The following is a 24,621-nucleotide window of genomic DNA, read 5'->3' on the forward strand; positions in this document are numbered from 1 at the left end:
GTCAAAGTTAAGTTATTTAGCGCAGTGCGCCCTGATCAAAATCGACTTCAATAGTGATATCACTGGTCAACCGACTTTGACACGCTAAAATCATACCTTTATCCAACATTTCTTTGTCAAGCACATAAGCAAAATCATTAAGCGGTTTTATTTTTCCTTCTTTTAAGGTGCATCTGCATGTGCCACAACTGCCAACTCGACAATCGTGCGGCCATTTGATCCCTTCATTCAGTGCAGCCTGCAAAAGATTTATTTTGCCTTGCACTTCAAAAGTTTGACCAGTATTGGCAATGGTTGCCTTAAATTTTTTGGGCTTTTTTTTCAAAAAATCAAACATGAAATTATTTCTACCATAGATAGGTTTATCGTCTTACTGAAGGCTAAATTGCCGAGATCTATGCCGAAGGTAGCGTAGAGCATTATCAGTAAATGCTAATATAGCCGATATCAGTCAGCAGTGTCAAGTTCATGGAACCAGCAGTCGTATTAGAATAATAGCAATGGATTGGAAAGATATATTAACCGAACCCTTGGGAAAGGATTTATCGGAGTTTAGCAGATTTTTATCAGCGCGTGGCATCAACCATCGCATTGTTGAATGTGATGGCTGTCAAGTATTGCGTTCGAGCTATGATCGAGATACTATCAATATTTGGTTTGAGCAATGGTGTGCAGGTCAATTGGATATACCACCGCTGATTCCTAAAAATAATAGTGGTGTTTCCTTTCCCAAGCCGCTAAAAATTCTTGCGCGCTATCCGATTGTTTTAATAACCAGCACACTTGCGGTGTTGATCTATGTGCTAGCGAGGTATAGTGATGCGCCGCTGTTGTGGTTAGCCTTTCAAGATACTAGGATTAACAGTAGTGGTTTTTTATATACCGACGCAGCTATTGATGGTATAGCAAGCGGCCAATGGTGGCGACTCTTAACACCAATATTTTTACATTTTAGTTTATTGCATTTGCTATTTAACGGTCTTTGGTTAATAGAATTCGGGCGCAGAATAGAATCGCTACAATCGCATACTGTATTACTAGTAGTCATTATAACTAGCGGGATCGTCTCTAACCTTTGTCAATACATCTACCAACCATCGGTTTTATTCGGCGGGTTGTCGGGCGTAATCTACGGTTTATTCGGTTATAGCTGGCTATTAGGCTATTGGCAGTCGCGCGTTGAGAATGGAGCGCAACGCAGTATTGCCCCGCCGCCGGGTATTGCGCCATTTCTATTTTTCTGGTTGCTGTTTTGCATGTCAGGTGTTTTGAGAATAGTTGACATTCATGTTGCGAATGCTGCGCATATCAGTGGTCTATTAAGTGGTTTTCTGATGGCAATTATCTATCGTTTTAAATGATGCATAGCGATAACTTAGCAATGTCGTTTTCAGGCTTACAATATAAATACTCGACAGTTTTTCTGCTGTTGATAGTGCTACTTAGCAGCTGTGCTTCTATGGACGGCAAAACTACCATATCTTTAACTTCGCTAGACATAAACCGACAAACGATACAACTTAAAATAGATGTCTATAGACCGTCGGCTCCAGCTCCGTATCCAGTGGTAATAGATATGCATGGTTGTAGTGGTGTAGTTGCGTCGCGTCAACAACTATGGGTTGAACGGCTACGCGCCTGGGGCTATGCGTTAATTAAAACCGATGGTTTTAGCCCGCGAGGTGACAGCAATATCTGCGATGACACGCTTAAAATTTCGCCGTTTGAGCGATTAGCCGATATTGAAAGTATCATAAACTATATACTGGCTAGCGACGAATTTGATCATCGCAATATATTTTTGATGGGTATGTCGCACGGTGCCACTACCGCGTTATTGACGCACCATTATCCTCGCCCTTTGTTTGATAAACTTGGTGGAACAATCGCATTCTATCCATATTGTAGCGGTCGCATACCGGCGTTGCTGAATGACACATTGATTTTAATCGGCGGACGCGACGATTGGACGCCTGCTGAGTATTGCACGCAGACTGTCGTTACCACTGCCGGTGATTATGAGCTTGACATCGTTGTTTATCCTGATGCATATCATAGCTTTGATGTACCGTCAGCTAGAGGATTCTACTACGGCCATTTTTTGCTGTACGACAAAGCTGCAGCTACCGATAGTGGTCGGCGAGTGAGAGATTTTTTATCCGAACACAAAAGATAAATTAGTCGCGGCGTAATCGATCGTCTAGAGCAACTGGCGAGGGATATTTCTTAATGATTAAATAAGGCGATATCATAAAGGTTATCAGCGTCATCGTTTCTATCAGACTCAGAGCCAATTTATCCGCTATACCAAGTTGTGCTGCCAGCGCAATAATCAACAGCGTGAACTCGCTACCTTGCCCCAACCTGAGTCCAACCTCTTTAGCTCTAGCCTTTTCTTCGCCTGATCGATGCAAAAGCCATTCAAAGACCCAAGGTTTTAACGCCAGTAGTATAACTGCCAGTATCAGTGCCGGAAGCCATATTGCGCCTACCGCTCCCGGCTCAATGCTACTACCCAGAGCGAAGAAGAAAATAACCATGAAGAAATCGCGTAGCGGATTTAAGGCATCCGCCACATAAGCTGCAATTGGATGAGTTGCCATCAGCACGCCAGCGATAAAGGCACCGATTTCATAAGAAAAACCTAGCCAAGCAGTGAGTTGTGCAATGCCGAAACACCAACCGATCATCAGTATAAAGACATATTCTTTGATTTTATCATAATGCGACAATAGCTTAACAAGTAGATGTTTTTGTAATAGGTAAGCTAGAGCTACCATCACTGGCAACATCAGCATTTTGATGAAAGGTAGCGACGAATTAAGTTCCTCATTATTACCATAAAATAACCGTAAGCCCAGTATTATTAAAATTGCAATGACATCTTGTAGTAACAGTATACTGATAATAATCTCTCCGGTGGATTTATGGTGTAGCACTGTTGTCGGTAATAACTTTAGACCTATGATCGTACTGGAGAACATCGTCGAAATTGCCAGTAGTGTAATAGAGATAGCGTCAAAGCCCAACAGGTAGCCAATTGCAATTCCAGGTAGTGTGAATATTACTGAACTCACCAGTGTAGGGCCAATAGTTGTTCGCACGACTTTTATGAATTTAATCGGAGACAAGTTTAGTCCGAGCAAGAAAAGCAACAAAACAATACCTATATTTGAGGCAATGCGCATAGCTTCCATACCAGAGTCCACTACCTTGAACACCGCAGGTCCCATGATTAGCCCAAGAATGATATAACCGACCAACATAGCTTGTCTTGCATATAACGCGAAGGTAGCTATCACTGCCGCTCCGGTAAATATAAGGAAAGGGATAATGAGTGGAAAGCTATGATGTTCCATTTATAAGTCGTAGCATGAATAGTAATATAAATTTATACCGTATATGATAAGCTAATTATCCTGCAAAGTATATTTTTGTATGAAGTATTGTAATAGATATACATGAATAGAACGATAGATGATAGATGTCGTGACATACTATAATCCTTTATTTTTATGAAAAGATATTCCGACGATGGTAAAAGAAAATATTAGTGCGGTAATCTTGGCCGGCGGAAGAGGCTCGCGTATGGGCTATACTGATAAAGGGCTGATGACGCTAGCCGGACAGCCTCTGATAGCGCATGTCATAGCACGCATAGTCCAGCAAGTTAACGCGGTTTATATTAACGCCAATAGAAACTTGCCAACATATCAACAATATGGTTATCCAGTTATTACCGACGAGAACGACGATTTTATGGGGCCTTTAGCCGGAATGGCGAGTGCGCTGAGTTGTGTGCAAACACCATATTTGTTAGTTTGCCCGTGCGACACGCCGCATCCTCCTGCTGATTTAGCACACCGCTTGTATGCAAAATTGATTGACAGCGACGCCGATATAGCAGTGGTCAATGACGGCGAACGGATGCACCCCATCTTTTGTCTGATGAAAACAAACCTCAGAGCGTCTTTGTTGCAACAGCTGGCACAAGGTGAGCGTAAAATAGACCGATGGTTTGGCACACTTAAAGCAGTTGATTGCGATTTCAGTGATCAAGCCGATGCATTTAGGAATATCAACAGACCCGAAGATTTGAAAAAAATGGAGATAGAGATGATTAACTTTAACGACCATATTCCGCCGATTATAGGTTTTTGCGCGCATAGTGGCACTGGCAAGACCACATTGCTCAAACAGGTTATTCCGATCTTAAACAAAAAAGGCTTTAACTTAGGTATAGTCAAGCATGCGCATCATAACTTTGATACCGACCAGCCGGGCAAAGACAGTTACGAGCTTAGAAAAGCTGGTGCTAAGAATATGCTGGTATCGTCAAGTAAGCGATGGGCATTGATAAACGAACATTATGACGACGCTGAAGCCACACTAGCAGAATTGGTATACATTATTACTCGCCAAAGATTGGATATTGTTTTAGTTGAAGGTTTTAAGAATGAAGCTTTCCCTAAAATAGAATTACACAGAAGCACTATGGAGCATCAGTATATTTATAGTCAAGACACTCATGTCGTTGCTCTCGCTACTGATGAAAAGCCGCCTTCTGGTATTACGATTACGATTCTGGATATCAACAGCCCTAGCCGCATTGCGGAGTTTATTGTCGAGTATTGTCGGTTAAGCCAAGGTCGTTAAGATACTTCGGCAGGCTGATATGCATTGCACTTTTTTGCCATTCTCGCTTTTATTTTTTTTTTATTGTCGTGTTCAGTAATCAACGAAACCTTCTCTGAACATCTATATGTGGGTTTTAATGTAGTATTCCAATTTTTAGGCGTGCCGATAGGTAGGTAAGCAGTAGGCTCCTGTCCTGGTATAGTTTTCCAAACCCAGGTACTGTCAATAACTGTTCGCCGGCTAAATATCACATTGCTGAGATTTGCTGAAGTAAGGCTTACCGCAAAAAGATTGGCATTGGAGAGGTTTGCATCAGTGAGGTTGGCGCCGGTGAGTCTGGTACCGAAAAGATTCGCGCCAAGCAATCTTGCTTTAGAGAGGTTTGCGCCTGACAAGTTTGCCTTATAAAGCTCCGCTCCAGTCAGGTTTGCGTTGGACAGGTCTACATTATGTAGACGAGCGTCCGAGAGATTTGCATTTGAGAGATTTGCGCCCGACAGATCGGCTTCAGATAAGTTTATACCAGAGAGATCGGCACCGGCAAAATTTACATTTTTTAGGTCCAAGCCTTTTTTAATCTCTAATGCTTCAGGGGAAATATCCAACGCGCGCCAAAGTTCTTGTTCTCCAGCAAAATTAGAGTTAGCGAGCGATACTCTTTTACTGGCAAGATATCGCAATGCTTCTATTCTGTCTGTTATATCGGCGTTTTTGTCAAATAGTATCGTTTGATTCTTCGCTATAGTACTGTCCATAAATATTATCTCTCCGCCTATAGTCACAATGAGTAACACCATCACTGTGAATAAAAAACTAGCACCTCCCAATATTTTATAACGCCGTCTTTTAAGATTAGGTTTCCACATGCTTTATCTCCTTAGTTGAATATTATACATAATACCACGCAGCGTGCCGACGCGTATCTACGACGCGCTAGATAACTTCGTGATATCAGCGATAGTTGTAGCTACCTTGCGTATTCTTATCGCAGATAATTTGCCTTGTCTCAGGCTGTTCTCGCACAGCGCAGTTCTAAAGCCTAAATAATCGGGTTTCATCATCGTCAGTGGTTCAATGTCCTCATATTTTAATGACCCGGCGATGCCGCATAACAATTGGTTGCGTTGTGCAGTTTGCACGAATTCAATAAGTTCGTCGTTGCTTTTCATTGTCCGTAGCGAACCGTTTTTTTTATTTGCCGTATCAACCATTACGCCACTAAACCCGGCAGACTTTAATAAATAGCAAGGCCCTGATAAATCGGCGAAATAATCGGCGAATAAAACACCGACTAGGCTGTTAGCAGTAGCGATAGCTTTCAACCCCGGCAAACATTTTAGTAACCAGTCTTCACCGAATATCCCGATTTTAATATAATCAACACCAAGCTCAGCGGTCGCTTGGGTTTTTTGTGCAACTAGTTTTGCATCGGCTGGTAAATCGCCGATTGTTGCACTTGTTAGACAAGCATCTGCAGCTAATTTTACAATTTCAGCGATAGTGCGAGCATCCAGTGCACCCAAAGCACCTTGTGCAGGGTCTTTGATATCGAGTATTCCGATTGGAGCCTGCAATGCGGTGCGTGCTTCCTCAGTGGTTGAGATGCTAGCCAGTAATTGTGTCATGAGGTATCTGATTGTAGCTGAAGTTTTTGCTCTACACATTCCATCAGCCACGACCATGCCTCAAGTTCATTCGCGCCGGCGGTTTTATCAAGGGCAATTTTCAAATAATCTATCTCAGCGAGGATCTTTTCGGGTGGCAGACGATCTAGGCGACTAACGAGTATTGCCAACTCAATGACCGCGAATTGCGCGCGGTTAAAACCAACGAATGGTGCGTGTATGGCTTCGTGTAAAACCTCGGCGTATAGCTTAGGCCTGACTTCATCATCTTTGCTTTTGACAATTTTAACTTCCATATGACTCAGCGCCACCGCCAATCGCTTAGCTACCATTTGTTCAACTGCGATTAAAGGCCAAGTCTTGCGACCGCTCAAGCAACCAGCAAAAACCCGCACATCGTCAATTCGATTAATCACTGCGTACGGCACACGCATGAGATTGTCTAGAGTTTTAGAGGGTCTGAAAGGCGCTAATACAATATACGAATCCGCTTCCCATACGCCCATGGGTGCCAGATGCGTGCTACCGTTCTCGTTGCAAGTGGCGACAATAGTTTCAAGTATTTTCATTTATTTTATGCTTTTTTCGGTTTTTTATTTTTTCACGGCGCTCTTTTAGAGTCACACCGGCCTCCTTAAAAGCACTAAGATCTTGCTCTTTCGGTTCTACTGCACAACCCCAGAGCAACTCTTCATCCTGATCATAACGCTTTCCCAGTTGCCAGGCGATTTGTGCTCGTGCCAGTTCTACGCCTAAATAAAAAGCGTGTCCGCCGTTATCTGAGACATTAAGGTCGGTGTAAAAATCAAAAGGGTCGGTGGCAACTTTGTAAAGGTCGCGATTATACACATGTATGCCTTTTTCGCTGAGCTGTATTCTATAATTATCATCCTTGATTGATTCGGCAATCGCTTTAATTTCATCAGCACGGTAGGGGAAAGGGTGGCGTTCGTGCAGAGCCATCAAACCATTGGTTATGCCGGCAGGCGGAGAACTGCACAAGCGCGCTGCGTGCATAATGCGTCTAGCTAAATCGACTTCTCGGATCACACAGCGGCAATGTTCGCTAACTTGAGTCGTTAACAGATAGCCGATGTTGAGCTCTGAGATAATGCCCAATAATAGAGTATTGATGCCAGCGGTGTCGGCGTGCGTCAACTCGCTTAAATTACCAATGCCCATCATCATTTCTATGTGCGGATAGTCTTGCCGTAAGCGGTGATAACGCGCCAACGAATCGATAAACCCATAATGTATAGGATCCAATATAGGATCGGCAATAAAAGCTCTATTTTTTTGCTCCAACTGTTCTATGCATTGATAGAGCGTTTCTATTTCCTGAGGTGTGTCTGGTATCACTATAGGCGTTGCTTCGCTTTCGTCGGCAATCCATAGCGTGTCTCGTTTTAAGCTCAGCAAATAATCCGCTCCGTAGTGCGACGCAGCTAATAACTGATCGTTATTATGCGTGTCCACGCTAACCTTAAAATTGTGTTCTTTGAGCAGGGCAATGGTGTCGGCGAGTTGCGGGAAAGGAGTGTCAGGCATAAAGCCTATATCTATCACATCAGCACCGTCGGTTCTATAGCGTAGCGCAATATCTAATGTTGCTTGTGGAGACAAGTTAACGGCTTCGACGATTTCACCGATAATAAGTACATCGCTATCGCTTAAATCGTATTGGTGTTTTTTACCAAAGAAGGCTGGTATGTCTTTGAGTTCCTCAGGGCCTCGCTCAAATGGCACTCCGAAATAGGAGGATAATTCGTCTAAATTGCCACGAAAACGTCCTGGTAAAATAATCCGGTTAAATTGTTCTATATCTTTCAGTCGTCGCTTGATAATATTTGTAGTCATCATAGAAGCGACACTGAGACCCAAGTTACGCACACTGTAAGTGAAAGCATCGCTTTGCATATCTTCCAATATTTGTACCAGGCCAGGATAAGCGAGTTTGCCAGTTAGAAATAAAATATGTTCGGTCTTTTCAATGGTTTTCATGACATAATATCAGTGAGTATAAATTTCACATTGATTTTTATGGATTAGTTGTATAATAATACAGTGCAGGTTGGTAAATCAATAATTTACACTAGCAAGCCTGTATCAGTAAAATAATTCATAGAAATTTTATGATGAACGCCTACGTTCCTTCTAATTATAAAATACCAGTTCCCTCAAAAGCCTATTTTGAGAAGGTGCATACGGTAGTATCGGTGTCCACACTTCCTCGTTCAGGTTCAACTTTGCTAGGTTATTTGCTGACCGCACATCGTAATATGGTCGTGGCTAATGAGCCGGCGGTGAAGCAGGAAAATTTATACGATGCTCTTCCTCTCAAAGCGTTGGCGAATTATATTTTATATATTGACAAGATGAGATTAGCGGACGCAGTAGAATCTAGATTGGGTGTTGAATCGAGAAGTGTTTCGCTAGCGGATAATCCGACAGCTAGAGCTTTTAACAAAAGAGACCGTTATATATTTGTTCCTAATCAGTGGCAAGGTTGTTGTGATTCACTTGAGGTAATAGGAATTAAGAATTCTTTCGGGATGGCGAATAGCTTGTTGAAACAAGATGTTTTGAGAAAATTTGAGTATAAAGTCCTTAAAAATGGACACTTTTTTGAAAAAAAGTGCAAATTCAAATTTATTATTACGATGCGTAATCCGTACGATCTGATTTCCACAGACCTCGTTTATAGAATGAAAAATCCAAACCGTCCGCCGCTTCCCAGAGGTGAAATACCCGCTATAAACAAAGCAATAAAGGCATTCATTGAGCGATACGAAAGTATTAACAGGATTTTTGAATTGATGGCATCGAACCTTATATTGGTAAGTAGACACGAAGATATGGTTTCTAATCCTACTAAGCAATTAACTAATATATGTAAGTTTTTAAAGGTGTCCGCTCCCTCCGATTATCTTAATGATTGTGCTTCTGTGGTTCGTGAAAAAGCTAACAAAAGTCGCTATGAACTGAACTGGGAACAAGAGCAAAAAGAACGGGTTGCGCAGGTAATAGAGAAATATCATTTTCTCTCCGGCTACAGCTGGGATTCATAAAGTATATATAAAAAGTTATGTTTGGGCTTATCAATCATTAGGATTATAAGATACTCGTGTCTGGAAAAAATATCTAGAGAGAATATATAAGCGCAGAATTGTCAACCCAAAGCCACAATATTGCAGCTGCTGAAAAAGTCTCGAGCATAAAGTGATAGTAAACAGCTAATAAGAAGATGAGGTTTTTTATGCAAGGAAGTCATAAGTGTCAACTTGAACTATTTACCCAAATCAGCGATGAGGCGATTATTCCTATCAATCATTTACTATGATGTGTTGCTAAGGTCTTGAGTTTGACCTTTTTAGAAAACTAACTGAAACGAGAGAGTAACAGATCTATTGAAGCTGATGTTTCAACAGCCCCATACCCTATTGTGGAGTGCCAGAGTCAGGTGATGTATAGGTCTATCTGGCAGGGTATCTGATATAATGCAAAGTAAATATTGATAACGATAGTTTCATGTTTACAAGTGATTGCCGAAAAACGATATGGCTAAAAAGGTATTCAAGCTAAAAAGTAGCTATACCCCATCAGGCGACCAGCCACAAGCTATAAAAGAATTAATCCGAGGTCTTAGCGATGGTTTGTCTCATCTAACACTGTTAGGTGTAACTGGTTCAGGAAAAACCTTCACTATTGCCAATGTTATAGAGCGGTTACAACGGCCGACAATTGTATTGGCTCCTAACAAAACTTTAGCGGCACAGCTCTACGGCGAGTTAAAAGATTTTTTTCCCGCCGCCGCAGTTGAATATTTTGTTTCCTACTATGATTATTATCAGCCTGAGGCATATGTGCCGAGTAGTGACACCTATATAGAGAAAGACGCCTCAGTAAACGACCATATAGAGCAGATGCGGCTGTCGGCAACCAAAGCTTTATTTGAACGCCCTGACACCATCATTGTCGGCACGGTATCGGCTATATATGGCTTGGGCGACCCTAAAAAGTATCTGCATATGGTGATACATTTAGATCGCGGTGATACAACCACCCAGCGTAAAATACTAAAACGACTGACTGAACTGCAATATACGCGCAACGATATTGAACTCAGACGCGGGTGTTTTAGGGTGCGCGGCGATGTTATCGATGTACATCCGGCGGAATCAGAGCGGGAAGCGGTACGCATAGAATTATTTGACGACGAGATAGAACAGCTCAGCTATTTTGATCCTCTCACTGGTGAAATTTTAGGTCAGGTGCCGCGTTTGACGATTTATCCTAAGTCGCATTATGTGACGCCCAGACAAACGATACTTGATGCGATAGAAAAAATCAAAGAAGAACTACGCACCCAACTCAATCTATTGACGCGTGCGAACAAACTCGTTGAAGCGCAACGATTGGAACAGCGTACGACTTATGATCTGGAGATGATGCACGAACTTGGTTATTGTTCAGGTATAGAAAACTACTCGCGCTATCTCAGTGGACGCAGTGCTGGACAACCACCGCCTTGTTTGCTTGATTATTTACCAGAAAACGCCCTGATGGTAATGGACGAGAGCCATGTTTCAATACCTCAATTTATGGGGATGTACAGGGGAGATCACTCGCGCAAAAAGAATCTGGTGGAATATGGTTTTAGGCTACCTTCGGCGCTGGATAACAGACCACTGAAATTTGAAGAATTTGAAGCCCTAGCCCCGCAGATGATACTGGTATCGGCAACGCCGGCAAAATACGAGAGACAGAACAGTGGAGTTGTTGTTGAGCAAGTTGTGCGTCCGACCGGGTTGGTTGACCCCGAAACTGATGTGCGACCGGTTGCCTCACAGGTAGACGATATATTGTCTGAAATTAATAAGCGGGTAGCGCGCGATGAACGCGTACTAATAACTACACTCACTAAACGTATGGCTGAAGACCTCAGCGATTATCTCGGCGAACACGATGTGCAGGTGCGCTATCTACATTCGGATATAGATACTGTAGAGCGCGTAGAGATTATTCGCGACTTGCGACTGGGTGTATTCGATGTACTGGTCGGCATCAATTTGTTGCGCGAAGGTTTAGACATTCCTGAGGTTTCCTTAGTCGCTATCTTGGATGCCGATAAAGAAGGCTATCTACGCTCCGAGACCTCTTTGGTACAGACCATAGGTCGCGCAGCCCGTCATATCAACGGCACTGCAATACTTTATGCTGATAAAATCACCCGTTCTATGCAAGCCGCCCTGGACGAAACTCACCGGCGCCGGGATAAACAACGCACCTTCAACAAACAACACGGTATCTCCCCGCAAGGTATACGAAAGAAAGTGAGCGATGTGATGGAAGGGGCACACTTGAAGCAAGCGAGCAACAAGAAGCGACGACGGGTTGCCGAAGTTAAAATTGCTGACTACGCTACACTGACTCCGGATCAAGCTATCAAGAGAATTAAAAAGCTCGAGGAACAAATGTACGCCTGCTCGCGAAACTTAGAATTTGAAGATGCTGCCCGCTTACGCAATCAAGTAGAGTTGATTAAATCACAAACATTTGGCAGTGTAGGTCAATAATATGCGATTGTTGCTAACTATATCAAACTCATTTACTTTGCTTTGTTGCTTATTATTTATGCATTCATAAATATTCTTCTACTTGAATACTGTATGGCGAGATTGTATTGCTTTATAAGGGACTTGAATTAGCCGTATACCACCCATCAAGAACAGCGACCGCTGTTCACCGCATCAAGGCACTCAAGCTATCAATGTAGTCGGTGGATAAGCTACTCATCGATTAAGGCAAAGGACACTGGCCGGCTGTCCATTCTTGGCAAGGCTGGAACCCCGATTATTTGAGTTCTACTTAGGCAAAATAACCAAGTATTATGAGACTTTTAGCATTGTACATAGGACATTTTTACTGCGGATATCTGTACCTTGACCTAGTCAGTGTGGTAAAAAGTAGATTTATGTGGTAAAAAGTAGATTTTTGTGGTATTTTTACTTCTCAATTAGTTTTCATAGAGGAGAGGGGATTATATTCCATGCCTATAACAAGAAGTATTAGAGGGGTCAACAATGTTACGGTAGACCTTAAGGGGCGCATGGGAATTCCTTCTAAGTATCGCCAATGTCTACAAGAACTATGTGACAGCAAATTGACTATAACCGCCAATATAGGCAATAGATCTATATTGATTTACCCAAGGCGTTATTGGGAACCAGTTGAGGAACAACTACAAAAATTATCATCCACCCAAACCAAGGGTTATATGCAGCGCATGATGCTCAGCCATGCCACCGACTGTGAACCAGATAATAACGGCCGTATTTTGTTACCGTCAGCTTTGCGTAAAGACATGAAAATTAAAAACAAATGTGTGTTGCTGGGCTTGGGTAATAGGTTTGAACTGTGGGAACAAAAGATATGGGATGATTATAGAGAACGAAAAATGAAAGAGATAGATGAGCGCGGGGCAGATTCGGTACTTGAAGATTTTCATTTGTGATAGCGAGATGGATAGACATGAACCGATTATGCTGAAGGAATTGATAGCAGCTATTAATATAGACAAGGATGGTTGCTATATAGATGGAACTTACGGAAGAGGTGGGCACAGTGCTGCGGTATTGGCTCGTTTGAGTGATAAAGGAAAATTGATAGCTTACGACAAGGATCTGGATGCAGAAAAGCACGCTAGGCAGCATTGGATAGGAGACCATCGTTTTGAGTTTAGAAGACAATCGCACGCGCGCTTGGGTGATTTGTTAAAACAAACACATCTGAGGGAAAAAGTGAGTGGTATTTTTTTCGATTTAGGTGTATCATCTCCTCAATTAGGGGTTGCCAAGAGAGGGTTTAGCTTTAATTTGGATGGTCCTTTGGATATGCGGATGGATACTACCGAAGGTATCACTGCTGAACAGTGGCTCAATCATGCAAGTCTAGAGGAAATAGAATATGTGTTGAGGTTTTACGGCGAGGAACCTCGGGCTAAAAGAATTGCTCAAGCTATCGTCAGTGGTCGCCCTCTCATGACTACTGGGCAATTAGCGCGAGTGATTGCAGGTAAGGCTGGAGGTAAAAACCATCCAGCCACCTGCACCTTTTTCGCAATCCGTCTTTTTATCAACCAAGAACTAGAAGATTTATCTAAAGCACTGAATAGTGTTTTGGATTTATTGAAAAGCGGTGGGCGGCTTGCTGCTATCGCCTTTCATTCTTTGGAAGATCGTATTGTTAAGCAATTTATTAAAAAGCATAGCGATGTGCCACCTACGGTGCGTGGATTACCAGCCGCGACAGATACTGAGGTAGTGCTACGGTTGAAGAAAATTAACCGCTTGATTAGACCAAGTGCCGAAGAGATAGAGCACAATCCGCGTGCCCGTAGCGCGCGACTTAGAGTTGCAGAGAAAATATGAACTGGCTATATAACGATAGATTGATAATCGCAGTTATTGTAATTGGGATATTTATATCCGCATACGCAATGGTAATCGTCAAGAGTTACTATCTTAGGGCTTTTGTAGAATCCGAATCTCTGCAAAGCGAACGCGATGTTTTACAAGATGAATGGAGTCGCCTACAAACCGAAAATAGCACATTGCGCATGCCTGGCTATGTGGAGAAATCAGTGGCCAAACTTAACATGATTTACCCGCGTAGAGAAATTCCGATTATCGTGCAATGAGTTCTATGAATACTAAGCATAGCAGACGCAAAGAGCCGTTTAATTTTAATAATTTTTGGCGGCGTATGTTTTTAGCGGTACTGTTTTCAATAGCTGCACTTGGCTTAATTGGACGCGCCATATACTTGCAGAACGACCCTCGCTTAGCACAAGAAAATAAAGACAATTCACGTTATTTACGTACTGTTGAAGTACCTGCCTATCGCGGGTCAATCACCGATAGGCACGGTACTTTGCTTGCGATTAGTGCACCGGTTTATGCTGCGTCAATAGATCTTCTGAGATTTAATGATAAACATATAAATGAAATCGCTGAAGCGTTAGACATTGAAGAGAGCAAGTTGCGTACCAAGATAATGGATGCCAAAGGCAGAGAATTTTTGTATCTCAAGCGGCATATTAATCCACAGGTTGCCGAGCAGATAGATTTCCTAAAAGTAGACGGACTTCATTTAGATCAAGTCTATAAACGCTTTTATCCAGCTGGTGAAATTGCTGCTCATGTTGTCGGCTTAACCGATGTCGATGGCATAGGCATAGAAGGCATGGAGATGAATACTGATGAATATCTACGTGCAGTGCCTGGGTCAAAACAGATTATGGTTGATGCGAAAAAGCGTACCATGCGCACGGTAAAGTTGATAGATGCACCTCGCAACGGCAAAACTGTGGCTTTGAGTATAGATCAGCGCATTCAGTATTATGCGTATCGCGCACTTAGGAATGCAATTGCAAAATATAATGCAGAATCTGGATCAGTGGTTGTGGTCAACGCGCAGAGTGGTGAAATCATCGTTGCGGTTAATTATCCCTCGTTTAACCCGAATGATCATAGATATGAATTTGCCGATAGACATCGAAACCGAATGGTAACCGACACTTTTGAACTCGGTTCTACGGTTAAGCCTATGGTCGTTGCTGCCGGCATAGACAGCGGTGCTTTAGAAGAGGATTTGGTTATTGACACTAATCCAGGTTATATTCGGCTAAGTAGCGGTAAGGAAATAAAAGACATACGAAACTACGGAGAACTAGATATCACCGATATTATAGTGAAGTCGAGCAATATAGGTATTAGTAAGATTGTACAAAAAATATCTAGCGAGGTGTTGTGGAATTACTTGAAAAATATTGGTTTCGGCGAGATCCCTGGCACGATATTCCCGGGAGAAGGGATCGGCAAGTTGCGTCATTATGCGAACTGGAGCCCGACTGATCATCAAGTGATATCATACGGTTACGGGGTGTCAGCCTCACCGCTACAACTGGCGATAGCGTATACTGCTTTTGCCAATGATGGTTGGCAGCCTAATCCGACCTTTATAAAGGATAATCCCTATTTTACTAAGCGGCAGGTGTTTGCACCCGCAACTGCAAAGCTTGTTAGAAAGATGTTGCGGAAGGTGGTATCTGAGGAAGGTACCGGTAAATTGGCAAAGATCAAAGGTTTCACAACTGCAGGTAAAACTGGCACAGTCAGAAAATCTACCAACGATCAAGGCGATGACAACGAATATACATCAATGTTTGCTGGCTTCGCTCCTATACAGCAACCTAATTTTGTATGCGTAGTCATCATCGATAAACCTCGTGGTGATGATTATTACGGAGGGGTGGTTGCGGCACCGGTATTTGCCGATATTATGGCGGCAACCTTACGCTTTATGAATTTCAAATATGATGAGTCAATGACATTTGATATCTCTAAGGCATCGTCGTCGCTTGCGCATTGACTAATGAATAGGCATCGGTTATCAATGTTGACGAATGATTTAGTGTACATAAAAGATGTTGATGATGTTGATGTGACCGGCGTAGCTAATCATAGCGCAAATGTGCAACCGGGAGATCTATATATGGCGTTAGAGGGAGAGTATCATCATGGTTTGGATTTTCTACCCGATGTTGTTGAGCGCGGTGCTAATGCGGTGCTCTGGGAAGGTAGCAAAGAACCAATTTATTCGTCTACTATACCAATGGTTAAGATACCGAACCTCCGCTTTAATATGGGTGTCATTGCCGATCGTTTTTTTGATCATCCGTCTGCAGCTATTGATGTGATTGCGGTGACCGGTACTGACGGTAAATCTTCGGTGAGTCATTTTATCGCCGAAGGCCTGTCTGACGCCGAGCAACCATGTGGCTTAGTAGGCACCTTGGGTTACGGTTGCTTTGGCGATTTACAATCATCCACTCATACTACACCCGATGCATTGACTTTACATAGAATAATTTATCAGCTAAAACAACGCGCTATTAACAAGGTAGTCATTGAAGCCTCGTCGCATGGTTTGGTACAAGGACGGCTGAATGGTTTAGCCATAGATACTGCAGTTTTTACTAATCTAGGTCGCGACCATTTAGATTATCACGGCTCGCTCACCAAGTATATGCAAGCAAAGCGCAAGTTGTTTGAATTTGACAGCCTAAAGACAGCAGTAATCAATGCTGACGATACACACTCTGAGACGATGATGCAAGCGTGTCACCGAGGGGTGACGGTTTTGAGTTATTCTAAAAAATCACCGACGGCTGCCGCTTATTTAATGAAAGTTGAGAACCGTAGACAAGGTCTAGCATTGCGTATTTCGGTTTTAGGTGAAATCGTGGACATAGAGACCCGCTTGTTCGGTGGTTTTAATATTTATAACCTTCTGGCAACTCTGTTAGTGTTGATTAATCATGGATTGAGCACTGACCAGGCAGCCGAACGGCTAGCCCAAATTCATACAGTAGATGGACGAATGCAGTGTTTCGCTGGCAATAACGCACCGACGGTATTTATTGATTATGCGCACACGCCGCAGGCTCTGGAGCAGGCTCTAAAATCTTGTAGAGATTATACCGCTGCTGATTTGATTTGTGTATTCGGTTGCGGCGGTGAGCGCGACATTGGCAAACGGCCGTTGATGGGAGAAATTGCCCAAAACTATTCGGATTATATTGTTATCTGCGACGACAATCCTCGATGCGAAGATGCCCAAAAGATTTGCGATGATATCTTAAAGGGTATAGGCAAGACTCTAAAGCATCGCGTGATACACGACCGTGCAGAAGCAATAACAACAGCGATTAAAACTGCAAGACCCGGTGATGTGGTTTTAGTGGCTGGCAAAGGACACGAGCGTTATCAATTAATAGGAGGCGAATGTAAGCCATTTAACGATGCCGATTGTATACAAAAAGCACTAGGGGATTATCAATGATGTGGTTGAGTTTGCGTGAAATTGCCCAGATGACAAAAGGTACTTTATTAGGTGCCGACACCTCTTTGACCGGTGTTGGCATTGACAGTCGTACGATAAATAAAGGAGATTTGTTCGTCGCAATTAAAGGCGCGCGGTTTGATGGTCATGACTACCTGGAGGCTGCAGCTACATCGGGTGCAGTTGCGGCGCTGGTCTCTGAGCCAAGCACCAGCATTTTGCCGCAGGTGCGAGTACCCAATACCCTGCAAGCATTAGCCGATCTAGCTACCCAGTGGCGTCGTCGTCTTAAAATTAAGGTTTTAGCGTTAACTGGTAGTAACGGTAAGACAACTACCAAAGAGATGATTAGAAGTATTTTAGATAATTGTCACCAAGTTATCGCTACACCCGGTAATTTGAATAACCACATAGGCGTGCCGCTGACTTTGCTTTCTATGCGCAAACAGCACGATATCGCAGTAGTAGAAATGGGAGCTAATCATCCGGGTGAGATTGGCCACCTGTGCGGTATCGCAAAACCGGATATCTCGCTACTACTCAATGCTGCAGCTGCACATATAAGCGGTTTTGGCAGCTTAGATGGCGTTGCCAAAGCAAAGGGTGAAATATTAGAGAACTTAGCCGAGTCGGGTACTGCGATATTGAATAAAGACGATACTTACTATGCGTATTGGCGACGACTTATTAAAGGACAGCGAGTGTTGAAATTCGGTTTATCTAACAACGCTGATTTTTATATGCTTGCTAAGCAAGGCTCAATGGTGCGACTGAGTTTAGCAGGGACCGTGCGTAGTTGTCGTATACGATTATTGGGGATTCATAATGTAGCCAATGCCTTAGCAGCGGCGGCAGCGAGTTATGCGGCTGGAGCAAGCATTGATGACATCGTCGTCGGATTAGAGTCAACATCTCCGGTCGCTGGCCGTTTAGTGATGTATAACGGTATAAACGGAGCACATTTAATAGATGATAGTTACAACGCGAACCCCGACTCTTTAGCTGCTGCTCTGGCAGTGCTTGAGCAAGCACCAGGAGAACACTGGTTAGCACTTGGTGCGATGGCCGAGTTGGGTGAGCAATCTGAACTGTTGCACGCAAGTGCTGGTAAACAAGCGAAATCTATGAATGTCGACCGCCTCTTTGCGGTGGGTGACGCGGCCGCAATAGCAGCTGATAATTTCGGCAAAGGTGGCGAATTTTTTACTAGTGTTGATGCTCTAATCCCGCATATTAAAGCGCAACTAAAGCCCGGAGTGAGTCTGTTGGTTAAAGGTTCGCGTAGTGCGACGATGGATCGTCTAGTGTCGGCGTTATTGCCGACTGCCGAAGTTAAACATTAAGGAGGCATGCAGTGTATCATTTGAGCGATTTTTTATTGGAACTGAATAGCGGTTTCAATGTTCTGCAATACATCACGCTACGCACGGTTTTTGCAACAATCACTGCGCTGTTAATTAGCACAATTTTCGGGCCTCGGGTCATCCGATATTTAAGCCACTTAAATATCGGTGAGACAATACGTGAATTAGGTCCGCTCTCGCACTATAAGAAGCAGGGCACTCCGACAATGGGCGGCTTATTAATTATTATCACTGTAGTATTTTCAACTCTATTATGGGTGGATATTTATAATCGTTATATAGTAATAGCATTGGCAACTATGTTGATGTTTGGTGTGTTGGGAGGTATAGACGATTATCTTAAAATCAAGAGAGGCAAAGGTTTATCTATAAAAAATAAGTTTTTATGGCAATCGTTACTTGCCTTTATCATTGCCTACACGGTGTATAGTAGTGCGCAGTACCCCGCCGAATTAGAACTGATAGTACCGTTCTTTAAGGACATTGTTTGGGATATAGGCTGGTGGTTTGTGTTGCTTGCTTATTTGACTATAGTGGGGACCAGCAATGCGGTTAATTTGAGCGACGGCTTGGATGGCTTGGCAGTATTACCGGTTGCGCTGATCGCTGCGGCTTTGGGTATTTTCGCTTATGTTAGTGGACATATTAATTTTGCCAACTACTTGAATTTTCCCTATTTACCCGAAGCAGCCGAACTGACCGTCTTTTGCGGTGCATTAGCTGGAACTGCTCTGGGATTTTTATGGTTCAATACTTATCCGGCGAAAGTGTTTATGGGCGATGTTGGAGCGCTGTCCTTGGGTTCAGCACTTGCAATTATTGCTATCTTGGTACGGCAGGAGTTTTTGCTCGTTATCATGGGCGGTATATTTGTTGCTGAAGCACTATCGGTTATTTTGCAGATAGCATCTTTCCGCTTGACCGGCAAGCGTATTTTTAGGATGGCACCGTTGCACCACCATTTTGAATTAAAAGGTTGGCCCGAACCGACTGTAATAGTTCGGTTTTGGATCATAACTTTGCTGTTGGTACTGGTCGGCTTGGCGACATTAAAAATTAGATAGCCCATCATCAAATGATCATAACAATGACTCAAGCGTATCAATTTTTAATTATTGGTTTGGGTGTGACCGGCTTGTCGGTCGCGCAATTTTTATATCGACGCGGTATCTCTTTTGCAGTAGCCGATCATTGCCAGCAACCATCGCAATACGATGCGTTGCTCGAGTTTGCGCCTGACGCGCAGATATACACTGGCGATATTAAGCGGCAATACATACAACAAGCCGAACAGGTGGTAGTGAGTCCGGGCGTTTCGGTTAAGCATCTAAAAGCCATTCAACCTGATATGAAAAAGGAGCGGTTTATAAGCGATATAGAATTATTCGCTCGTTATGCGCCTCACTGCCCAGTTGCTGCGATTACCGGAACCAACGGCAAAAGCACGACGACTGCATTATTGACTGATGCGGCAAAATGTGCCGGACTCAATGCGGTCGCTGGCGGTAATTTAGTCGGAGATTATCCTGACAGTATGCCAGCATTGGATTTAATAGACCACTGTAACAATGTAGAACTTTATATTTTGGAGCTGTCTAGTTTTCAGTTGGAGACGACTTACAGCTTATGTCCCAGAGTATCAGTGATCTTAAATATAAAGCCCGATCATTTAGATCGGTACGATTCTTTTAACGACTATATAAGTGCAAAATTACACATCCATAAAAACAGTTCAGCAATAGTCGTTAACCGAGAGGATATACCGATATCAATACCAGCGAATGTGCAGTATTTGAGTTTTGGATTTGATAAGGGTTTACCTGGGCATTTCGGAATCATAGTAAAGGAAGGACTTAGATATATTGCTTGCGGAGACCAAACATTAATCTCTGAATCTGATATCGCACTACCCGGCGATATTGGTTTGCTCAATACTATGGCAATGTTTGCGATGGGATATACGCTTGGTTTGTCGGTTGAGGCGATGTGTAAAGCGGCTACTAAATTTCATGGATTGGCGCATCGCATGCAGCATATAGGGCAGCATTCAAGTGTCGATTGGTACGATGACTCTAAAGCGACCAATGTTGCGGCAACTTGTGCAGCATTGCGCTCAGTAGATAGACCAGTTGTACTGATTGCCGGCGGCATGGGCAAAGGTGAAGACTTTAAGCCGTTAGCGGATATGTCGGTACCTAGAGTGCGAGCTCTCGTACTAATGGGTAAAGATGCTGAGGCGATAGCCACAGCGATAGCCGGTCGTATCCCTTATACTCTAGTCAAAGATATGCAACAAGCGGTACGCTGTGCTGCGGATTACGCGCAACCTGGCGATTGTGTATTGTTGTCGCCAGCCTGTGCTAGTTTAGATATGTACTGCGATTATAGGGAACGTGGCGAGGTTTTTACCGCTGCCTATAGGGAATTGAACTGATGCACAGCGCAATCTTCAGGCACGATTTTTACACCGGCTATAACAAGTCTCTTTGCTGGTATATAACAATTTTATCAGGTTTAGGAGTCGTGATGATTGCCTCAGTTTCGTTTGGTGTGGTTGGCGGTGATGCATTTCATCACTCGCTGAGAAAACTGGTATACCTTATGTTATCGTTGGGATTAGCTGCTGTTATATGTTCGCTACCAGCGTCGACGATTTTTAACCGCGGCGGCACCTTGGTATTCTTGTCTATTATCATACTCCTCCTAGTTTTCCTTCCTATAATAGATAAAGAAACCCATGGTAGCCGCCGTTGGTTGGATTTTCAATTTTTTACTGTTCAACCAGCCGAGTTTGTTAAGTTGTTTATGATTATATTTGTTGCTGATTATATTGCTCGCCATTATAAGAAAATTTCGACTGGTTGTTTAGAGTTTGCCAAACCGATATTTGTCGGAATACTTGTTACCGGATTATTATTGCTCCAGCCTGATTTTGGTACTGCGTTTGTTATTTTGGTGGTTATATTAGGTATGCTATTTTTAGCGCCAGTGCGCTTGAGATATTTTTTGCCTAGTATAATGGTTTGCTGTATAGCATTGCTATCGGTAATGATAGCAGCACCGTATAGGAAGGAGCGGGTGCTTACTTTTCTTGATCCTTGGCAGCATCGTTACGATGCAGGATTTCAACTGATAGAATCCCTTATTGCGGTTAAAAACGGTGGTTGGTTTGGTGCTGGCTTAGGCAATAGCATACAAAAATTTTCTTATTTACCCGAAGCACATACCGATTTTATTTTAGCGATTATTGGCGAAGAGCTTGGTATCGTTGGAGTATCCTTGTTGATTTTATTGTTTTTCTTTTTAACGCGGTGTTGCTTTTTAATAGCGCAAAGAGCGCAGGCGCAAGGATTTTTGGCCTATACTTACTACGCTTACGGTATTGGTATTTGGCTCTCTGTGCAGTTTCTAATCCATGCTGGCGTTGTTTTAGGTTGCTTGCCAACCAAAGGTATTACTTTACCATTTATTAGTGCCGGCGGTAGTAGCCTGTTAGCACTGTTCGCGGCAGTCGCACTACTGATGCGTATCAATTACGAGATATCTAACCCGACCAGAGGGCATCTAAAGCGTGGCTATTAAGACGCCATTGGTGGTTATTATGGCAGGTGGTACGGGTGGCCATGTATTTCCGGGTATCGCCGTCGGGCGTAGACTAAAAGCGCGGCGTATAGATGTGTTATGGCTCGGCACACTAAACGGATTTGAATGCAACATTGTGCCTAAGGAGCAGATTAATTTTATAGGTGTGCGCGTAAAAGCTTTGCGCGGTAAGAAGATATTAAATTGGCTGACAGCACCGTGGTTTTTGAGCATGGCGTTTTGGAAGATATTGTTGCAATTTATTAAATGCCGCCCATCTTTAGTGTTGGGTATGGGAGGATTTGTTACCGGTCCTGGCGGCGTCGTTGCTTATATACTAGGCATTCCTCTAATCATCCACGAACAAAATGCGATTGCCGGCTTAACCAACAAATGTTTGGCATTTTTGAGCGACCGTATCCTATGCGGATTCCCCGATACATTTAAGTCTAAAAATGCTGTTTGGGTGGGTAATCCAGTGCGCCGCGAAATGAGAGGTGAACATTTGACCACATCACCACCAACACAGCGGCTACATTTGTTGGTTGTCGGTGGTAGTTTAGGTGCAAGTTTTCTCAACCAAACGGTGCCACAGGCAATCTCTTTAATTGGCGAGGAACTACGCCCTGAAGTCAAACATCAAACTGGCAAAGGACATCTAGAAGAGACTATGTCGTATATAAAAGCAGTTAAAAAAACGAACTATCAGGCGTTTGAGTTTGAACAGCGGATGGACAAACTTTATCAGTGGGCTGATTTAGTTTTGTGCAGAGCAGGGGCTATGACATTGGCAGAGATCTGCGTAGCTGGCTGTCCGGCGATTTTAGTGCCGTATCCGCATGCGGTTGATGATCATCAAACCGCAAATGCTCGCTATCTAGTTGCCAAGAATGCCGCAGTATTAGTCTCGCAAGATCGTTTGACCGCTACCAAACTAGCCGATTTACTGTGCCGATTTATACGAGACAGAAGATATTTATATAAGATGTCCGAAGCAGTTAGGGATCTAGCAGTGCCTGATGCCGATGAAAAAATTGCCGATATATGTATTGCGGAGATGGCAGTGTGAAAACTGGTAGCGATATAAGAGGTATGTACGACAACATGGGCGTAATACATTTTGTCGGTATCGGTGGTATTGGTATGAGCGGCATCGCCGAAGTATTATTTGATATGGGCTGTAAAATACAGGGCTCGGATGTCGCAAGTAGTGCAACAACTGACCAGCTCAAAGCACTTGGAATCAGAGTTCACATAGGTCATCGCGCAGACTATATTGAGGGTTGCAGTGTTGTCGTAGTATCCTCGGCTATCACCAATGACAACCCCGAAGTTCTAGCCGCGCGACTACATAATGTGCCGGTCATTAAACGTGCTGAAATGCTCGCTGAGTTAATGCGTTTTCATTTTGGTATTGCGGTCTCAGGTACGCACGGCAAAACGACGACTACCAGTTTAATCGCCGCGATTCTGACTCACGCCGAGTTGGATCCAACTTTTGTTATTGGCGGTAAAGTAAATAGTCATGGCGCTAATGCTCGTTTGGGAGGAAGTCAGTATCTGATTGCCGAGGCCGACGAGAGCGATGCTTCTTTCCTACATTTGCAGCCGATGATGTCGGTGGTAACAAATATCGATGCCGATCATTTAGTTGCCTACTCAAATAGATTTGATTTTTTACAAAATGCATTCGTCGATTTTGTGCATAATCTGCCATTTTACGGCATTGTGATTGCGTGTAATGAAGACCCTATAGTACGTCGCGTGATCCCTCGTTTAGAGCGTCGTTGCTTGACCTATGGTTTTGACGCAGATAGCGATTTTGTTGCCGAGAATCTGCGTATCGAAGGGATGACTAGTCATTTCGCACTACGGTTGCCCGATGAAGATAAAACATATCAATTCATGTTAAATCTACCCGGTCGACATAATGTATTGAATGCACTGGCAGCGATAGCGGTGGGAATTAAATTACAGGTGGATATGCAAGTAATCGCTGATGCTCTAGCCAAGTTTCAAGGCATAGGACGACGGTTGCAGAGTTATGACATGTTACAAATGACCAACGGTCAGGTGCATCTAATAGACGACTACGGACACCATCCCAATGAGATTAAAGCAGTGCTTAATGCACTGAGCGATATGCAGCGATGGCAGCGTAAGGTGTTGATATTTCAGCCGCACCGCTACACGCGCACGCACGAGTTGTTTAACGATTTTTGTGATGTACTAGGCGAAGTTGACGAGTTAATTTTGCTTGATGTTTATGCTGCTGGTGAGGCACCTATCAAAGGTGCGGATAGCGATACTTTAAGTAAGGCAATACGCGCACACGGACAGTTAATACCTGTTTATGTCAAAGATATCGAAGAGGTGCCAGAAGTTCTGGATGCGGTGGTGCAAGACGGTGATGTTGTGCTGACGATGGGTGCTGGTTCCATCGCTAAGCTCCCGGCACTCCTCGTTAGTCGTTTTCGCACTACGAACTTTCCATCTTAAGGAGTGTC

Annotated in this window: 22 protein-coding genes; 16 read left to right on the top strand and 6 right to left on the bottom strand. The window is 43.4% G+C overall.

The genetic code is table 11. From position 1 onward, the window contains the following. Positions 1 to 16: 16 nt before the first annotated feature. Positions 17 to 337 (bottom strand): 2Fe-2S iron-sulfur cluster binding domain-containing protein, encoded by a 321-nt coding sequence (locus tag GDA45_00210; GenBank protein ID MBC6413348.1) that lies wholly within the window; start codon positions 335 to 337, stop codon positions 17 to 19. Between the two features lie 163 nt (positions 338 to 500). On the opposite strand from GDA45_00210, the gene GDA45_00215 reads away from it, so the two are divergent. Continuing rightward, positions 501 to 1,361, top strand: a complete 861-nt coding sequence (locus GDA45_00215) for a rhomboid family intramembrane serine protease (GenBank protein MBC6413349.1) — start codon at positions 501 to 503, stop codon at positions 1,359 to 1,361. 98 nt (positions 1,362 to 1,459) lie between these two features. After that, positions 1,460 to 2,176: a dienelactone hydrolase family protein gene (locus GDA45_00220; GenBank protein ID MBC6413350.1), complete on the top strand. Its 717-nt coding sequence runs from the start codon at positions 1,460 to 1,462 to the stop codon at positions 2,174 to 2,176. 1 nt (position 2,177) lies between these two features. Here GDA45_00220 and GDA45_00225 read toward each other — a convergent pair whose 3' ends face one another. Then, positions 2,178 to 3,359, bottom strand: coding sequence for a cation:proton antiporter (locus GDA45_00225; GenBank protein ID MBC6413351.1), 1,182 nt, complete (start codon positions 3,357 to 3,359; stop codon positions 2,178 to 2,180). Positions 3,360 to 3,534: 175 nt separating this feature from the next. Here GDA45_00225 and mobA point away from each other — a divergent pair, with 175 nt between their 5' ends. Beyond that, on the top strand, positions 3,535 to 4,656 hold the full coding sequence (mobA, locus tag GDA45_00230; protein ID MBC6413352.1) for a molybdenum cofactor guanylyltransferase: 1,122 nt from the start codon (positions 3,535 to 3,537) through the stop codon (positions 4,654 to 4,656). Here mobA and GDA45_00235 read toward each other — a convergent pair. Genes GDA45_00235 through GDA45_00250 form a run of 4 tightly spaced genes read right to left on the bottom strand, consistent with a single transcriptional unit; the run spans position 4,653 to position 8,264 of the window. Then, the gene (locus GDA45_00235; GenBank protein MBC6413353.1) at positions 4,653 to 5,504 is read right to left on the bottom strand and encodes a pentapeptide repeat-containing protein; all 852 of its coding nucleotides are present in this window, start codon (positions 5,502 to 5,504) and stop codon (positions 4,653 to 4,655) included. The genes mobA and GDA45_00235 overlap by 4 nt on opposite strands. A gap of 57 nt (positions 5,505 to 5,561) precedes the next feature. Then, positions 5,562 to 6,263: a (5-formylfuran-3-yl)methyl phosphate synthase gene (locus GDA45_00240; GenBank protein MBC6413354.1), complete on the bottom strand. Its 702-nt coding sequence runs from the start codon at positions 6,261 to 6,263 to the stop codon at positions 5,562 to 5,564. Further along, on the bottom strand, positions 6,260 to 6,832 hold the full coding sequence (locus tag GDA45_00245; GenBank protein ID MBC6413355.1) for a DUF447 family protein: 573 nt from the start codon (positions 6,830 to 6,832) through the stop codon (positions 6,260 to 6,262). The genes GDA45_00240 and GDA45_00245 overlap by 4 nt, the downstream gene beginning before the upstream one ends. After that, positions 6,819 to 8,264: a dihydropteroate synthase gene (locus GDA45_00250; GenBank protein ID MBC6413356.1), complete on the bottom strand. Its 1,446-nt coding sequence runs from the start codon at positions 8,262 to 8,264 to the stop codon at positions 6,819 to 6,821. The genes GDA45_00245 and GDA45_00250 overlap by 14 nt, the downstream gene beginning before the upstream one ends. A gap of 131 nt (positions 8,265 to 8,395) precedes the next feature. On the opposite strand from GDA45_00250, the gene GDA45_00255 reads away from it, so the two are divergent. From GDA45_00255 to GDA45_00315, 13 genes are all read left to right on the top strand, one after another. After that, positions 8,396 to 9,331 carry a sulfotransferase gene (locus GDA45_00255; GenBank protein ID MBC6413357.1) on the top strand — a complete coding sequence of 312 codons (936 nt, stop codon included), beginning with the start codon at positions 8,396 to 8,398 and terminating at the stop codon, positions 9,329 to 9,331. A 489-nt stretch (positions 9,332 to 9,820) separates the two neighbouring features. Beyond that, the gene (gene uvrB / locus GDA45_00260) at positions 9,821 to 11,839 is read left to right on the top strand and encodes an excinuclease ABC subunit UvrB (GenBank protein ID MBC6413358.1); all 2,019 of its coding nucleotides are present in this window, start codon (positions 9,821 to 9,823) and stop codon (positions 11,837 to 11,839) included. A 473-nt stretch (positions 11,840 to 12,312) separates the two neighbouring features. Next, positions 12,313 to 12,777 (top strand): division/cell wall cluster transcriptional repressor MraZ, encoded by a 465-nt coding sequence (gene mraZ, locus GDA45_00265; protein MBC6413359.1) that lies wholly within the window; start codon positions 12,313 to 12,315, stop codon positions 12,775 to 12,777. Positions 12,778 to 12,784: 7 nt separating this feature from the next. Next, a complete protein-coding gene (gene rsmH, locus GDA45_00270) occupies positions 12,785 to 13,693 on the top strand; it encodes a 16S rRNA (cytosine(1402)-N(4))-methyltransferase RsmH (protein MBC6413360.1) in 909 nt (302 codons plus the stop codon). After that, entirely contained in the window at positions 13,690 to 13,962 is a 273-nt protein-coding gene (gene ftsL / locus GDA45_00275; protein MBC6413361.1) for a cell division protein FtsL, read from the top strand. Before rsmH ends, ftsL begins: the two co-directional genes overlap by 4 nt. Before the next feature lie 5 nt (positions 13,963 to 13,967). Continuing rightward, the gene (locus tag GDA45_00280) at positions 13,968 to 15,695 is read left to right on the top strand and encodes a penicillin-binding protein 2 (protein ID MBC6413362.1); all 1,728 of its coding nucleotides are present in this window, start codon (positions 13,968 to 13,970) and stop codon (positions 15,693 to 15,695) included. A gap of 3 nt (positions 15,696 to 15,698) precedes the next feature. Continuing rightward, complete coding sequence (locus GDA45_00285) at positions 15,699 to 17,168, top strand: UDP-N-acetylmuramoyl-L-alanyl-D-glutamate--2,6-diaminopimelate ligase (GenBank protein ID MBC6413363.1); 1,470 nt, start codon at positions 15,699 to 15,701, stop codon at positions 17,166 to 17,168. Next, positions 17,165 to 18,511 (top strand): UDP-N-acetylmuramoyl-tripeptide--D-alanyl-D-alanine ligase, encoded by a 1,347-nt coding sequence (gene murF / locus GDA45_00290; protein MBC6413364.1) that lies wholly within the window; start codon positions 17,165 to 17,167, stop codon positions 18,509 to 18,511. The genes GDA45_00285 and murF overlap by 4 nt, the downstream gene beginning before the upstream one ends. A gap of 11 nt (positions 18,512 to 18,522) precedes the next feature. After that, positions 18,523 to 19,596: a phospho-N-acetylmuramoyl-pentapeptide-transferase gene (locus tag GDA45_00295; protein ID MBC6413365.1), complete on the top strand. Its 1,074-nt coding sequence runs from the start codon at positions 18,523 to 18,525 to the stop codon at positions 19,594 to 19,596. 23 nt (positions 19,597 to 19,619) lie between these two features. Beyond that, complete coding sequence (gene murD / locus GDA45_00300; GenBank protein ID MBC6413366.1) at positions 19,620 to 20,966, top strand: UDP-N-acetylmuramoyl-L-alanine--D-glutamate ligase; 1,347 nt, start codon at positions 19,620 to 19,622, stop codon at positions 20,964 to 20,966. Beyond that, the gene (gene ftsW, locus GDA45_00305) at positions 20,966 to 22,114 is read left to right on the top strand and encodes a putative lipid II flippase FtsW (protein ID MBC6413367.1); all 1,149 of its coding nucleotides are present in this window, start codon (positions 20,966 to 20,968) and stop codon (positions 22,112 to 22,114) included. Before murD ends, ftsW begins: the two co-directional genes overlap by 1 nt. A 19-nt stretch (positions 22,115 to 22,133) precedes the next feature. Beyond that, on the top strand, positions 22,134 to 23,183 hold the full coding sequence (gene murG, locus GDA45_00310; GenBank protein ID MBC6413368.1) for an undecaprenyldiphospho-muramoylpentapeptide beta-N-acetylglucosaminyltransferase: 1,050 nt from the start codon (positions 22,134 to 22,136) through the stop codon (positions 23,181 to 23,183). A gap of 23 nt (positions 23,184 to 23,206) precedes the next feature. Then, positions 23,207 to 24,613, top strand: coding sequence for a UDP-N-acetylmuramate--L-alanine ligase (locus tag GDA45_00315; protein ID MBC6413369.1), 1,407 nt, complete (start codon positions 23,207 to 23,209; stop codon positions 24,611 to 24,613). The last annotated feature ends 8 nt before the right edge of the window (positions 24,614 to 24,621 follow it).

It is taken from the genome of Chromatiales bacterium, from assembly GCA_014323925.1.
In the GTDB taxonomy this organism is placed as follows: Bacteria; Pseudomonadota; Gammaproteobacteria; order Poriferisulfidales; family Oxydemutatoraceae; genus SP5GCR1.